The organism is Mycolicibacterium setense, from assembly GCF_000805385.1.
GTDB lineage: Bacteria > Actinomycetota > Actinomycetes > Mycobacteriales > Mycobacteriaceae > Mycobacterium > Mycobacterium setense.
The window spans coordinates 59,110-73,802 of sequence record NZ_JTJW01000006.1 but is presented as its reverse complement, the minus strand read 5'-3'; the positions used below and the strand labels follow the sequence as shown (position 1 = coordinate 73,802).

Sequence of the window (14,693 nt, the reverse complement as noted above, 5' to 3'; positions counted from 1 at the left end):
TCAGGCAGGTCAGACTGGATTGGACACTCGCAGCGGCTCCCGCCCGGGATTACCCGGGTGTGAGCTCGCGTTGTCGCCAGAGACCGCGACTGAAAGTGAGAACCGTCGATGGGCAACCCACTGCACCTCGCCGTCGCACTCGACGGCACCGGCTGGCACCCGGCGTCCTGGCGTGAGCCCCTGGCGCGGCCCACCGAAATACTGACCCCGCGCTACTGGACCGACCTGGTCAGCCAGGCAGAACGCGGCCTGTTGGATTTCGTCACGATCGAAGACGGCCTCACCCTGCAGTCCGATCACCCGTTCCGCCCCGACGACCGAACCGACCAGGTGCGCGGGCGTCTCGACGCCGTTCTGATCGCCTCCCGCGTGGCACCCCGCACCCGCCACATCGGTCTGGTGCCCACCGTCATCACCACCCACACCGAGCCGTTCCATGCATCCAAGGCGATCGCCACACTCGACTTCGTGAGCACCGGCCGGGCCGGGGTGCGGGTCCAGGTCGCCTCCCGCCGGGATGCCGCTGCCCACTTCGGTCGGCGCCGGCTGCCCGAGGACCGCGCCACCCTCAGCACCGAATTGTTCAGCGAGGCGGCAGATTACGTGGAAGTGCTGCGGCGACTGTGGGACAGCTGGGAGGACGACGCGGAGATCCGCGACGTGGCCACCGGCCGGTTCATCGATCGGAACAAACTGCACTACATCGATTTCGAGGGCGCGACGTTCTCCGTGAAGGGGCCCTCGATCACCCCGCGGCCACCGCAGGGCCAGCCCATCGTGGCCGCACTCGGCCACGTCGCCCCCGCCTACCAACTGATCGCAGGCAGCACCGACGTCGGCTTTGTCACGCCGCACAGCACCGACGAGGTCACCACATTGGTTGACACCATCGGCGCCCTACGCCCCGCGCAGGCTCCGCCGGTACACGTCTTCGCCGACCTCGTGGTGTTCCTCGACGAGACGCCCGACGCTGCACGCTCACGCCGTGACCGCCTCGACGAATTGAGCGGAAGCGAATACCGCAGCGACGCAGAGATTTTTGCCGGCACGCCTGGACAACTGGCCGATCTGCTGCAGGCCTGGCACTCCGCCGGCGCCTCCGGTTTCCGGCTGCGGCCGGCGTCCCTGCCTCACGATCTGCAGCAGATCACCGACGTGCTGGTGCCCGATCTGCAGCGCCGCGGTGTTTTCCGCGAGTCCTACGAGGCCTCCACTCTGCGTGGGCTGCTCGGCCTGCCCCGCCCCGCGAACCGCTATTCGACCGTCTGACAGCGACAGGACACGCCCATGAGCAAGCCCGTCAAGCAGATCCATCTGGCCGCCCATTTCCCTGGGGTCAACAACACCACGGTGTGGAGCGATCCCGAATCCGGCAGCCATATCGAATTCGAATCATTCGTCCGCTTCGCACAATCCGCCGAACGCGGCAAGTTCGATTTCATGTTCCTGGCCGAGGGGCTTCGGTTGCGCGAACAAGGCGGCCAGATCTACGACCTCGACGTGGTTGGACGTCCGGACACGTTCACGGTGCTCGCCGCGCTCGCCGCGGTGACCGACCGGCTCGGGCTCACCGGCACCATCAACTCCACCTTCAACGAACCCTACGAGGTGGCACGGCAATTCGCCTCGCTGGATCACCTCTCCGAGGGCCGGGCCGCCTGGAACGTCGTCACCTCGTGGGACGCCTTCACCGGCGAGAACTTCCGCCGGGGCGGCTTCCTACCCGAGAACCAGCGCTACGAGCGAGCTGAGAGCTTCCTGGCCGCAGCCCACACCCTGTTCGACTCCTGGCGTGGTGACGAAATCGTTGCCGACAAAGAACGCGGCGTGTTCCTGTCCGATCGGGCGGCCGGCGAATTCGCTTACCACAATGACCATTTCGACATCAGTGGCCGCTTCAACGTCCCGCGGAGCCCGCAGGGCCGCCCGGTGATCTTCCAGGCCGGCGATTCCGACCATGGACGCGAATTCGCCGCGGCGGCCGCAGACGCCATCTTCTCCCGATACGGAACGCTGGAGGACGGCCAGAAGTTCTATGCCGACGTCAAGGGCCGCCTCGCCAAATACGGCCGCCGCCATGACCAATTGCTGATCCTGCCCGCAGCCACCTTCGTGCTCGGAGATACCGACGCCGAGGCCGCCGACCTGGCTCACGAGGTGCGTCTGGCCCAAGTCTCCCCTGCCACGGCGATCAAATTCCTCGAACAGCTGTGGAACCGCGACCTTTCCGACCACGACCCCGACGGACCGCTGCCCACCGTCGATCCTCTGGTCGGTGAGAACACGATCGCCAAAGGCCGGGCCAGTGTGCGGATACACCGCGACCCGGTCGCCGTCGCCAACGAGTGGCGAGCCAAGGCCGAGGCCGAGAACCTCACCACCCGCGAGCTCATCATCGAGGTCACCGGGCGGCAGAACTTCGTCGGGTCGGCGGCCACGATCGCCGAGTCCATCAACCATCTCGTGCAATCCGACGCCAGCGACGGCTTCATCCTGGTCCCGCACGTCACCCCGGGCGGGCTCGATCCGTTCGTCGACCGGGTCGTGCCGCTGCTGCAGGAGCGCGGTGTGTTCCGCACCGACTACGAGGGAACGACACTGCGCGAACATCTGGGCCTGTCGCTACCCCGGCCGCGCGAAGAACACACGGCGGCAACGGGATAGCGGTTACTCGCCTGCGTCTTCAGGTTCGGTGCGGTCCTTGTACTCCCAGCTCGCCCCCGCGGTCAACGTGCCGGGTTCCAGCTCGGTACGCCCGGCGTCGCGTATGTGCACCGTCTGCGCCAGGATCTCATCGGGCTTGCCGCCGATCACGATGACCGGGTGCTCGTACTCAATGCCGTAGAGCTTGAGCGCGGCATGCACGGCGTGCGCCGCGGCCTTGCCCCGCGACATCTTTGCGTTCGAGTTGACCCTGATGACCAGCCGGCGTTCCGGTGCTTCAGCGTCTTCGGCGTCCATGCGCATCAGCCTAAAGCCCCGTCCACCGACAAGCCCTTCGGCCGCTGGATTCCGAGGTCCGGAAATTGTCGTACCCCTTTGCGATGATGAGGTTATGTCTTCGGCTGCAGCGTCTTTCACCACGGAAGGGGTGAATCCTGTGCGGCGGATTGAGGTGTTGTTCGGGGAGTTGGAGCAGTTGTGCGGGCAGCGCAACGCGATCGACGGCCGCATCGTGGAGATCGTCGCCGAACTCGACCGCGACGAGCTGTGCGGATCCACCGGTGCCCGCTCGATGAAGGCGTTGGTGGCGTGGAAAACCGGGGTCTCCCCACGCAACGCCGAAACCACCGTGGCCATCGCCCGACGGATCGAGGAGTTTCCGCGCTGCACCCAAGCTCTGCGCGAAGGACGGCTGTCGCTGGATCAGGTCGCGGTGATCGCCGAGAACGCCGCCGACGGCTCCGATGCGCACTACGCCCAACTCGCCTCGGTGGCCACCGTCACCCAATTACGCACCGCCGTCAAACTCGAACCCCGCCCCCAACCCGACCGCCAGCCCGAGCCGCAACGGTCATTCACCCGCAGCGAAGCCGACACCCACACCACTTACACCATCCGGCTGCCCCGCCTGGAAGCCGCGAAATTCGACGCCGCCCGCCAGGCCCCCCACGACGGGCTGGTCGCCGACTACAAACACCACCACGACATCGACCAGGACACCGGTGAGCCGACCTCGGATCAGGCACCACCGTTCCCCAACATGGTCGATGCATTCATGAGCCTGATCGAGGCCGGTTGGGACACCGAATCCGCGCATCGCCCGCACGGGCAGCACACCACCGTCATCGTGCATCTGAATCTCGACAGTGACGGCGACAAGCCGGTCGCCTCGCTGCATCTGGGTCCGCTGCTGACCGATGAGGAACGCCAATACCTGCTGTGCGAAGCGACCCTGGAAGCGTGGTTCGAGCGTCACGGCCAACCCATCGGGGTAGGGCGCACCACCCGCACCATCAGCCGGCGACTGCGCCGCGCCCTGGAACACCGCGACCACAGCTGCGTGGTGCCCGGCTGCGGTGCCACCCGCGGCCTGCACGCCCACCACCTCACCCACTGGGAAGACGGCGGCCCCACCGAACTCCACAACCTGGTGTTGCTGTGCCCCTACCATCACCGGCTGCACCACCAGGGCGGCATCACCATCACCGGACCCGCCGACCGACTCGTCGTCACCGACCGGGCCGGCACACCACTGACCAACAGCTCGCTGGCCCGCCCACCGACCACACCCCCACCCGATGTTCCACCCTGCCCCGGACCCACCGGCGAACGCGCCGACTGGTGGTGGTACACACCCTTCGAACCCCACCCACCACCATCCACGAATTAGTGGCCCGCGCCCGAATTCTGTTTCACAACAGTGTTTTTGAGCGGCGAAGCGACGCTAACTATTCCACGATACGGAGCGCAGCTGCCTGCGTGACCGGACACCGAGCTTGACGAAGACCTTGCGCAGGTGCCATTCGACGGTGTGCGTGCTGATGAACAACTGCGCACCGATCTCCTGGTTCGTCAGCCCGTCGCGGGCCAGCTGCGCGATCTGCGCCTCCTGCGCGGTCAGCTCGTCGCCCGAGGCCAACGGCTGTTTGCGCACCTTCTCACCGTTGGCGGTCAGCTCACGCCGGGCCCGTTCGGCGAACCCGCTCGCGCCCATCTTGGTGAACATCTCGTAGGCGACGCTGAGGTGCTCACGCGCGGCGGTGCGCTGCTTCTGGCGACGCAACCATTCCCCGTAGCGCAGGTGGGTTCTGGCAAGCTGAACCCCGATCCTGGTGCGGCCCAGCCGTTCGACAGACTCCATGAACAGCGCATCAGCTTCGGTGTCGTCGGCCAGCAGGGCCCGTGCGCCGGCCAGCGCACCCAGTCCCCAATCGGTTCCACTGGTGCCCGCGCTTGCCTCCAACCGGCGCACCGCATCCGCGGCGACGTCACGCTCACCGACGCGGACTCCGGCCTCGGTCAGCTCGAGCAACGTCCAACTGTAGAAGCCCAAGTCGTTGTACTCGCAGGCTTTCTGGGCCGCGGCCAGCGCTTCCTCATAGCGGCCCAACCCGTTGTAGAGCACCGCGGCGGCATACCCCGCGGCCCCAAGCAGCCGGCCCTCACCCTTGGCGGTGCCCTCGGCAATGCCTGCCTCGATCAAACGGCCGGCCTCGGCCAGATCACCACGCCAGGCCGCCAGTTCCACCTTGTGGTACTTCATCGGGCGATAGCCGATTACCTCGGAGATCGAATCGGCCTCTTCCAGAAGCCGTGCTGCCGTTACGAATTCGCCGGCATGCACGTGGACACCGGCCTTGTAGGCGATCGTCGGCGGCAAGATGGCCAACGCTCCGGTGGCCCGCGCGTAGCCGATCATCGCGGTGGCGAGTCGGTCGACCAACTCGTCTTCCCAGATCTCATGGGCGGCGGATTCCTGCACGATCGGGAAGGCCAACGCCAACCAGCGCAGCGCCCTGCCGTCATGGTGCCGGGCGTGTTCACACCACAACTCCAGGGCGCTACGAAGGTGATCGGCCGCCGCGGGAAGCCCGTCGGTGATCAGATTCGCCATCCCGATGAGCAGGAAGTCGATGGGCCGGGAGGGCGCCGCGATTCCCTCGACTGCCGCCCGCGCCGCTTCGGCGGCCAGCACCAGGGCCTTCGGTTGGCTCCGCGAGGCAAACATCGCGGCCGCCATCGCCTCGATGTAGGTCTCACGAGCCAGCTCGTCATCGAGGTTCTCCAGCTTCTTGGCGGCCTCCAGCAGCAGCGCGGCCGCGTGCCGCACCGGAGGAGATCCAGGGAGGCCACCGCGGCTGCTGGTGAAATCCATCTGTGCCCGCAGCCTGCCCACCTGAGCCTGCTGTAGTTCGGTCAACGGGGTCAGTTCAGCCAGGGACAGCAATTCATAGGCGGCCTCGGGCGCGGCAGAGTCGCGTTTCGCCGCGGCAGCCGCGATCGCCCGAGAACTGCGCAGGGCCGGATCGGCGGTCAGGATCGCCGCACGCTCGAGAAAGGCTGCCGCAGCAGCTATTCCGCCGCGGCTCTGCGCGCGCCACGCCGAGGCTTCCAGTTCGGCGGCCACCGCGTCGTCGGGCCCGGACGCCGCGTTGGCGGCATGCCATGCCCGCCGGTCGGGATCCGACTCGGGATCGGTAGCTATCGCCAGCGCCCGGTGCACCGCCCGGCGGTCGGCCACGTCTGCCGCCCGGTAGGCCGCCGACCGGACCAGCGGGTGGTGAAAACGCATGCGGGGGCCGAACTCGATCACCCCGGCGGCCTCGGCCGGCGCCAGCGCATCCATTCCGATACCCAAATACCCTGCGGCACGCGAGAACACCACCGGATCACCGACGGGATCGGCCGCCGCGAGCAGCGCCAACTGCCGAGTATCCGGGGGCAGCGACTGGATTCGGCGGACGAAGCCCTCCTCGACCTGCCCGACCGAAGGCCGCGTCCCCGCGATCCAAAAGCCACCGGCACGCTCCGCGGCCGAGACGTTACGCGGCACTTCCAACAGAGCCAGCGGATTACCGCGGCTTTCGGCGATGAGCCGATCCCGGACCCGCTCGTCGAGCCGGCCCAGAACCACCGCGTCCAGCAGGTCCCTGGCATCGCTGTCCGACAGGCCTTCGAGCCGCAGCTCAGGCAGGCCGGGCAGGACGTCGGCGGCGGTGCCGTCACGATTGTCGCGGACCCCGAATGCCAATACAACCGGCTCGGCCAGCAGCCGCCGTGCAACGAAACCCAGCGTCTGCACCGAAACCTGATCGAGCCATTGCGCGTCGTCGATCACGCACAACAGCGGCTGATCGTCGGCGGCGGCCGCCAACAGGCTCAGCACCGCCAGGCCGACCAGAAAGCGGTCGGGCGCCGGTCCGGTACCACGGCCGAAAGCCACCGAGAGCGCGTCGCGCTGCGGCTCGGGAAGCGTGTGCAGATACTGATCCAGCAATGGCGTACACAGGTGATGCAGCCCGGCAAAAGCCAGTTCCATATCGGATTCGACCCCGGCCACCTGCGTCAACCGGAATGCGGACGCCTGCTCGACCACATAATCGAGGAGCGCTGTCTTCCCGACACCCGCCTCCCCACGAACCACCAGCACTGCGCTGCCACTCGCCCCGGCGTCTGAAACCAACCGTCGGAGTGCCGCGCATTCGCCGGTACGCCCGTGTAAGGGTGGGCTTGCGCCCGTCATCGCCATCACACCACCGCGTCCGATTTTTGCCGAAACCCTACCAAGGCAGGCCGGGTACGGCGCTCCGGGCGAACCGGCGGGGCACGGCGGCGGCCCAACGGTGCGGAACCCGATCGATCCGGTAACACTGAGCAAATTCGGTGCGATAGTTGGTTATCTGCGCCACAACGCCGGACGGCGGCCTGTTTACGCAGTTCGAAGACAAGCCGGAAGGCGGCGATCATGTCTGGACCGAGCGTTTTTTGCAAGATCAAGCAAACTCACCTCCGATGGGCCGTGACGCCTGTCATATTGGGCGCGTTCGTGCTCACCGCACCGGTGGCGAACGCCATCCCGGAGGGCACCGTCAAGGCCGAATGCCAGGACGCCGGCGGTACGTACAACACCTCGACGTCAGGCGGGCACCGGTACTCCAGCTGCGACTACAAGGACATCGACGGCGGCTGGCACAGCGATCAATACACCGACGGCGAGTACACCGGCACGATCGACATCGACAAGGGCGCTCCCCCGCCCACCGGCAAGACATCCGTGGCACCGCTGCCGGGCGGACCGGTCAACCCGGGGATGGCACCCGCACGCTAGCCGAACCGCAGCGAGGGTTCGGGAAGCGAATCGACTCCGTGATGTGCGAATTGCGTCCAGCGAGTACGCATCTCGGCGGAGAGCTGAGCGTCGACGGCCCGCTGCGGGCCGAGCATCGGGGCGTCCGCCCACGTCTGCGGTGAGCCGAACAGCAACGGCAATTCCATGCAATGGCACGCGCCCAGGGGTGCGCCGTCCGGCGCCCAGTCGAAGCGATAGGTGCCCACCCGGCCCCCGTGCGCACGCCATGCCGCTGCCAGGCGCTCGGCGGGGCCGGCGAACGCCTGCTTCGTCACCGCCGCCGAACCCGCCCGCATCGCGAGGTGCCCGAGCACGGGCACCCGGCTGAGTCGGTACACCCGAGCGTCCATCGCCGCGAACGGCGCGGCGTCATCCTTGGTGTAGCCGACCAGCAGCTCGACGCGCCCGGCAGCGTCGGCGATGGCGTCGGGCACGTCCTCGGGGTCCGGCAACGGCCCGCGGCCGAGCCGTGGTGCGAACGCGAGGCCGCTGAGAAGACCCAAACCCTGCGCGGCGGCCACCGCGGCGCCTTCCGCGGCAAGTAACCGTTCGACGCTCACCTCGGCCGGATCGGCACCGGCGAGCGACGTGGCCATCGCCGCGACCATCTTCTGCGCCATGTCGTCGCGCCCGTGGTCCAGCTCAAGCGGGGCGCTCTGCAGGATCGCGCGGTGGAACAGCCCGGCCGCGTCCTTGCTCAACATCAATGACCAGACGGAATGCGCGCCCGCCGATTGACCGAACGCGGTGACGTTGCCCGCATCGCCACCGAACGCGGCGATGTTGTCGTGCACCCAACGCAGCGCCAGGATCTGATCACGCAAGCCCAGGTTGTCCTCGCCGGCTCCCGGCGGTGCCAGATAACCGAAAATGCCGAGCCGGTAACTCACATTCACGACGACCACGTTGCCGGTGCGGACCAGAGCACCGGCATCGTATTTGGCCGACTCCCCGCTACCCGCGACGTACGCACCGCCGTGGAACCACACCATGACCGGCAACCGATGAGCATCGGCCGGGGCCGTGACGGTCAGCACAAGACAGTTCTCGTCGGTCGACAGACCATCGAGGACGTTGCCGGTCACCCAGCCCAGCCGCGATGGCCGCTGCGGGCAGGCGGGGCCCGACTGTGTCGCGTCCCGGACCCCGGACCAGGCGGCAGGCGGTTCGGCGACCGCGAATCGTTTGGCGGTGCCGTAGCGCACGCCCCTCGCACGCACCAGCCCGTCTACATTTTCGACCTGGATCGTGCCGCCCTTGATGTGTCGCTCACGCACACGGCCAACGCTAGCGTTTATCCCCGCCCACAGCCGGGCATGCCAACAGCATGTCTGTGACCGCATTTCAGGACCTGCCACTGGCTGATCGGGACCGGGAGTGGGACGGCGACGCCGCCGACAAACGGGTCCGTAAATGGGCCGGTGCGGAGGACGAACCCAACGAGAAATACCGCGACGCGCATGTCTGGTACGACAAGGACGCGAAAGACAACTTCACCGGCTACAAGTTGCTGATCGCCGACGTCGTCGGCGGCAAGCTCCAAGCGGTACCGCGCGGGGTGATGGCCGCCGGCGGGATCATGGACGGCGCCCGCGGCGGCGTCGACCTTCCCGAGGACGACATCGAACGCGTGAAGAGCCACCTCGCGAAGTACTACGAGAAGATGGGCGAGACGGCGCCCTGGGACCGCGATTAGCTAGATTGCGGGCGTGAGCCCAACCCCCGCCGGGCGGTTCGCGCCGAGCCCGTCGGCCGACCTGCACATCGGCAACCTGCGCACCGCGGTGCTGGCCTGGTTGTTCGCCCGGTCCACCGGGCGGCGGTTTCTGCTGCGGGTCGAGGATCTCGATGACCGCACATTTCCCGAGATCGGTACGCGGCAAGTGGCTGATCTGGCCGCGATCGGACTCACGTGGGACGAGCCGCCGCAGTGGCAGTCAGGGCACCGCGACCACTACGACGCGGTGATCGACGAGCTTTCCGGGCGTGGACTTCTGTATGAATGCTATTGCAGCCGAAGGGACATCGCCCAAGCCCCGCGCGCTCCGCATGCCCCGGAGGGGGCGTACCCGGGCACCTGCCGGGACCTGACCGAATCCGAACGTGCACAGCGCAGAGCCGAGACGGGCCGCCCGCCCGCGCTGCGGCTGCGGACCGACACGTTCGTCGGCACCGTGACCGACCTGCTGCACGGCAGCTACACCGGGATCATCGACGACTTCGTGGTCCGCCGCGGGGACGGGGTGCCCGCCTACAACCTGGCCGTGGTGGTCGACGACGCCGCGGGCGGCATCGACCAGGTGGTGCGCGGCGACGACCTGTTGAGCTCGTCCCCGCGCCAGGCCTATCTGGCCCGGCTGCTGGACTATCCCGCACCCAGCTACGCGCACGTCCCGCTGGTGCTCAACTCCGACGGCGCCCGGCTGGCCAAACGCGACGGGGCGGTCACCCTGGCCGAGATCGGCGTCGAACCCGCGCTGGAGCAGATCAGCACATCACTGGGGTGGCCCGCGCTGGACCTCGACGGCATGCTGGACCGATTCGACCCGGACGCGCTGCCCCGGCGACCGTGGGTATATCAGCCGGGCTGAGCAGAAACCTGCAGAACACCACGGACCCCTGTTAGCGTCCGGCCGTGCACTCCCGACGAATTCCGCTGCTGGGACTCCTGCTGATCCTCGCGGTGTTGGCGGCCGCATGCGGGGGCAAGGCCGGCAACACCGACGAACCACTGAAATCCGCCGGTGTGCTGCGAGTCGGCACCGAAGGCGTGTACTCACCGTTCAGCTACCACGACACCGCCACCGGTCAACTCGTCGGCTATGACGTCGACGTGGCCCGTGCGGTCGCCGACAAACTCGGTGTCACAGTGGAATTCGTCGAAACGCCATGGGACTCGATTTTCGCCGCGCTCGAGGCCAACCGGTTCGACGTGGTCGCCAACGAGGTCACGATCACGCCCGAGCGGCAAGCCAAATATGATCTCTCACAGCCATATTCGGTAGGTGAGGGAGTCATCGTCACCCGCGCCGACGACGATTCGATCAAGTCGCCGGCGGATCTGAAAGGCAAGGTGGCCGCCGAGAACGCCACCAGCAACTGGTCGGAGATCGCCCGCAAGGCCGGGGCCCGGGTGGAAGCGGTCGAGGGATTCACCCAGGCGATCAAGCTGCTCAACCAGGGCCGGGTCGATGTCGTGGTCAACGACAGCATCGCCGTCTACGCGTACCTGGCCGAGACCAACGACACGTCGGTGAAGATCGCGGGCAGTGTGGGCGAGAAGAGCGAACAAGGCTTCGCCGCACGCAAGGACAGTGGCCTGCTGCCCGAGCTGAACACGGCACTCGACCAGTTGCGGGCCGACGGCACCCTGGCCGAGATCTCTCAGCGCTACCTCAAGACCAACGCCTCCGGTGCGCCCACCACGGGCGACGAGCCCGCGCGTTCCCATTCGACGTGGCAGTTGATCGCCGACAATCTGTGGCCGCTGGCCAGGGCCGCCCTGACGACGACCATTCCGTTGACCATCATCAGCTTCGTCATCGGTCTGGTGATCGCGCTGGCGGTGGCGCTGGCCCGGCTGTCGCCGAATGTGGTGCTCAGCAACATCGCCCGCTTCTACATCTCGATCATCCGCGGGACCCCGCTGCTGGTGCAGCTGTTCATCGTGTTCTTCGCGCTGCCCGAGTTCGGCGTGAGGATCGACCCGTTCCCGGCCGCGGTGATCGCGTTCAGCCTCAACGTCGGCGGCTATGCGGCCGAGATCATCCGCTCGGCGATCCAGAGCATCCCGAAGGGGCAGTGGGAGGCCGCCGAGACGATCGGACTGAACTACACCGGCACGCTGCGACGCATCATCTTGCCGCAGGCGGCCCGGGTGGCGGTCCCACCGTTGTCGAACACCCTGATCTCACTCGTCAAAGACACCTCCCTGGCGTCGACGATCCTGGTGACCGAGCTGCTCCGGCAGGCCCAGATCGTCGCGGCGCCGACGTTCGAGTTCTTCGCCCTCTACGGCACCGCCGCGATCTACTACTGGGTGATCTGCCTGGTGCTGTCGTTCGGCCAGAGTCGCCTGGAGCGCCGACTGGAAAGGCACGTAGCGCGATGACCACAGAACACGAAGATCGCATCGTCGCCAGGGATGTACGCAAGGGCTTCGGCGACCTGAAGGTGCTCAAAGGCGTGTCGTTCACCGTGCCGCGGGGCACCGCGACCGCGGTCATCGGCCCGTCGGGATCCGGCAAGACCACCCTGCTGCGCACCCTGAACGCCCTCGACGTCGCGGATTCCGGCGTGATCCGGGTCGGCGACACCGAGCTGGACTTCTCCGAGCCGGTACCCAAGGACCAGTTGCGCCGCTATCGGGCACAGAGCGGCTTTGTGTTCCAGTCCCACAACCTCTTTCCGCACAAGACCGTCTTGCAGAATGTCACCGAAGGCCCGCTGATCGTCCAGAAGCGCCCACGTGACGAGGTGCTGACGGAAGCCACCGAACTGCTGACCCAGGTGGGGCTGGCCGACAAACAGGACAAGTATCCGTATCAGCTCTCCGGTGGCCAGCAGCAGCGCGTCGGTATCGCCCGCGCACTCGCGCTGAAACCAAAAGTGGTGCTGTTCGACGAGCCGACCTCGGCACTGGACCCGGAACTGGTCGGCGGGGTGCTCGCGGTGATCCGGGATCTGGCCGTCGAAGGCTGGACCCTGGTGGTCGTCACCCACGAAATCCAGTTCGCCCGGCAGGTTTCCGATCAGGTGCTGTTCACCGACCGCGGGGTGATCTTGGAGCAGGGGCCGCCCGCCGCGGTGATCGGTGACCCGAAAGAGGAGCGCACCCGCCAATTCCTGCAGCGGATCCTCAACCCGCTCTAGCCGCTTACCGAACCAGCAGCCGTATCAGCCGCCGTCGACACGCGCACCGGCACCGACGGCCGACGTCACGGCCCACTCGACGAGCGAACGCAGATAGATCAGCACCTCGTCGTCGGGATGGCGGTCCGGGTTCTCCAGGTGTACGCGGGCGAGCTCCTCGATCGCAGACAACAGGATTCGCACCGTGGTCCCGTCCGGATCGACGTCCACGCCGGCAGCCACCGACAGCGGTCGTGCCGCGACCTCCCTCGCGTAACGGCGGCCCACTTCGATGCGTTCGCGCACCTGCGGGGGCGCGCCGTCGGGCGGCCGCAAGATGATGCGCCAACTCGTCGGCGCCGCATGCAGGTAGGCCAATATCCCCCTGCCGAGCTGCTCGGGGTCGAGGTCGGGTTGGTCCACTGTCCTCATCCCGGCGAACGCGATCGCCGACTCACGGTCCAGAAGCGCGGTGGTCAGGCCGGTCAGATCGGTGAACTGCTGGTAGACAACGGTTCTGGTGATCCCGGAACAGCTCGCGACCCGCTCGATGGTCAATGCGGGGTAGCCGCCTTCGGCGACGATGTCGCGGGCGGCGTCGAGCAACTGTGCCCTGCGGTCCGCGCCGCTGAGCCGGCGCCGGGTCATGTGAGCAGCAGGTCCACAGCTATCGCAGCGCTCTGCGCGGCGCTCTCCATGGTGGCCGACCAGTCGGTGGCGGTCCAGTCCCCGGCCAGCACCAGCGACGGCACCGAGGTCCGTTGCGGCGGCCGCAGTGTGTCCGTGCCGACCACCTGTGAAAAGGTCGCCTTCGGCATCTTGACCACTTGGGCCTGAACCACTTTCGCCTCGCGCGCCGCCGGATAGTACCGGCGTAACAACGCCATCTGCTCGTCGATGATCTCGTCGTTGCTCTTGTGGATCTGCTCGTAGGCACCGCTGGTGGTCAGGCAGTACAGCCACGCCCGCTCGGTGTCACGGCCATGCATGATCTGGCGGTCGAAGACCTCGTCGATCACACCCGTTCCGCCGATGAGCCCCTCGAACGCCGACTCGGTGCCCAACGGACGGTCGAGGTAGAGGTTGGTGCTGACGATCGGGGTGTATCCCAGCTTGTCTGCGGCCGCATAGATCTCGGGATGCTCGGGCAGGTCATCGAGCAGCCCGCCGACGTTGGAGTTCGGCACCGCGCAGACCACGGCGTCGGCGGGTACCTCGGTGCCGTCGGCGAGGAGTACTCCGGTGACGGCGCCGTTCTCGATGCGGATCCGTCGCGCGACGGCGCGGTAGCGGACGTCGACCCCGCGTTCGGCGAACACCTTCAACGCTCCCTCGACATAGAGGGTGTCGAGGTCGACGGTGGGATAGCCGATGGTCACCGGCGTGCGGTGCGCAATCCCGAGGCGGATGCCAGTGGCCATCACGTTGGCGAAGACCCTGGCCGATTCGCGATCCACCGGCTCGGCGGCAATGCCCAGAGCAAGCCAGTCCCACAGGGCTTCTCGTGCGGGCGCGGGCATGCCGACGCGCTCGAACCACTGCTCGGTAGTGAGGTCAGCCAGGTCTGCCGGCTGATGCAGGGCCTGCCATCCCAACCGCAATGTGGCACGGGCGGCGCGCAACCGGTCGGCCCAGCTCGCGTCGGGGTGAACCCCGAGCAGGGTGCGCACCGCCCCGGCACCCGTGGTCTGCATGGTGACCTTGCGCCCGTCGGGCCAGCGCAGTGTCGACGATTTCGGGAAGGCGACGTGCTGCCGGGTGCCGACGCTGGTCAGATAGCGGTAGAGATGCTGGTAGCCGCTGGCGATCACATGCTGGCCGTTGTCGGGGACATCGTCCACCTCCTCGGCGCGCATCGCGTGGGTGCGTCCACCGAGTCGGCCACGGCGCTCGAGCAAGGTGACGTTCTTACCCGCTTCGCTGAGCCACACCGCGGCGGCCAGCCCGGCCAGCCCGCCGCCGATCACCACGTAGAGCCGCGTGTCGTCCATATCGCCCCCTGAGTGTGGTCAACTTACAATTTGCAAGTTAAGCCCCCTCGCGGCCCGCG

Annotated in this window: 13 protein-coding genes; 8 read left to right on the top strand and 5 right to left on the bottom strand. The window is 67.3% G+C overall.

Annotated features, from left to right (window positions below):
* Positions 1-108: 108 nt before the first annotated feature.
* Together QQ25_RS11040 and QQ25_RS11035 are read left to right on the top strand one after the other, a co-directional pair.
* Entirely contained in the window at positions 109-1,269 is a 1,161-nt protein-coding gene (locus QQ25_RS11040; protein WP_039378754.1) for an LLM class flavin-dependent oxidoreductase, read from the top strand.
* 18 nt (positions 1,270-1,287) lie between these two features.
* Positions 1,288-2,664, top strand: coding sequence for an NtaA/DmoA family FMN-dependent monooxygenase (locus QQ25_RS11035; RefSeq protein ID WP_039378752.1), 1,377 nt, complete (start codon positions 1,288-1,290; stop codon positions 2,662-2,664).
* A 3-nt stretch (positions 2,665-2,667) separates the two neighbouring features.
* On the opposite strand, the gene QQ25_RS11030 is transcribed toward QQ25_RS11035, so the two are convergent.
* On the bottom strand, positions 2,668-2,961 hold the full coding sequence (locus QQ25_RS11030; protein ID WP_039379796.1) for a hypothetical protein: 294 nt from the start codon (positions 2,959-2,961) through the stop codon (positions 2,668-2,670).
* Between the two features lie 94 nt (positions 2,962-3,055).
* Here QQ25_RS11030 and QQ25_RS11025 point away from each other — a divergent pair, with 94 nt between their 5' ends.
* Entirely contained in the window at positions 3,056-4,333 is a 1,278-nt protein-coding gene (locus tag QQ25_RS11025; protein WP_052235772.1) for an HNH endonuclease signature motif containing protein, read from the top strand.
* Between the two features lie 54 nt (positions 4,334-4,387).
* Here the strand turns inward: QQ25_RS11025 and QQ25_RS11020 are convergent, their stop codons facing one another.
* Entirely contained in the window at positions 4,388-7,192 is a 2,805-nt protein-coding gene (locus tag QQ25_RS11020; protein WP_039378751.1) for an AAA family ATPase, read from the bottom strand.
* 270 nt (positions 7,193-7,462) lie between these two features.
* Between QQ25_RS11020 and QQ25_RS31175 the strand changes: the two genes are divergently transcribed.
* Entirely contained in the window at positions 7,463-7,771 is a 309-nt protein-coding gene (locus QQ25_RS31175) for a hypothetical protein (RefSeq protein WP_198530888.1), read from the top strand.
* Here the strand turns inward: QQ25_RS31175 and QQ25_RS11010 are convergent.
* Positions 7,768-9,069 carry a carboxylesterase family protein gene (locus tag QQ25_RS11010; RefSeq protein ID WP_052235770.1) on the bottom strand — a complete coding sequence of 434 codons (1,302 nt, stop codon included), beginning with the start codon at positions 9,067-9,069 and terminating at the stop codon, positions 7,768-7,770. The genes QQ25_RS31175 and QQ25_RS11010 overlap by 4 nt on opposite strands.
* A gap of 50 nt (positions 9,070-9,119) precedes the next feature.
* On the opposite strand from QQ25_RS11010, the gene QQ25_RS11005 reads away from it, so the two are divergent.
* Genes QQ25_RS11005 through QQ25_RS10985 form a run of 4 tightly spaced genes read left to right on the top strand, consistent with a single transcriptional unit; the run spans position 9,120 to position 12,664 of the window.
* On the top strand, positions 9,120-9,488 hold the full coding sequence (locus tag QQ25_RS11005) for a hypothetical protein (protein ID WP_039378750.1): 369 nt from the start codon (positions 9,120-9,122) through the stop codon (positions 9,486-9,488).
* A 13-nt stretch (positions 9,489-9,501) separates the two neighbouring features.
* The gene (gene gluQRS, locus QQ25_RS11000) at positions 9,502-10,383 is read left to right on the top strand and encodes a tRNA glutamyl-Q(34) synthetase GluQRS (protein ID WP_039378749.1); all 882 of its coding nucleotides are present in this window, start codon (positions 9,502-9,504) and stop codon (positions 10,381-10,383) included.
* A 44-nt stretch (positions 10,384-10,427) separates the two neighbouring features.
* Positions 10,428-11,903, top strand: coding sequence for an ABC transporter permease subunit (locus QQ25_RS30145; protein WP_082017504.1), 1,476 nt, complete (start codon positions 10,428-10,430; stop codon positions 11,901-11,903).
* Positions 11,900-12,664: an amino acid ABC transporter ATP-binding protein gene (locus QQ25_RS10985; protein ID WP_039378747.1), complete on the top strand. Its 765-nt coding sequence runs from the start codon at positions 11,900-11,902 to the stop codon at positions 12,662-12,664. Before QQ25_RS30145 ends, QQ25_RS10985 begins: the two co-directional genes overlap by 4 nt.
* A 24-nt stretch (positions 12,665-12,688) precedes the next feature.
* Here the strand turns inward: QQ25_RS10985 and QQ25_RS10980 are convergent, their stop codons facing one another.
* A complete protein-coding gene (locus tag QQ25_RS10980) occupies positions 12,689-13,291 on the bottom strand; it encodes a TetR/AcrR family transcriptional regulator (protein ID WP_039378746.1) in 603 nt (200 codons plus the stop codon).
* Entirely contained in the window at positions 13,288-14,634 is a 1,347-nt protein-coding gene (gene hpnE / locus QQ25_RS10975) for a hydroxysqualene dehydroxylase HpnE (RefSeq protein ID WP_039378745.1), read from the bottom strand. Before hpnE ends, QQ25_RS10980 begins: the two co-directional genes overlap by 4 nt.
* Positions 14,635-14,693: the final 59 nt, after the last annotated feature.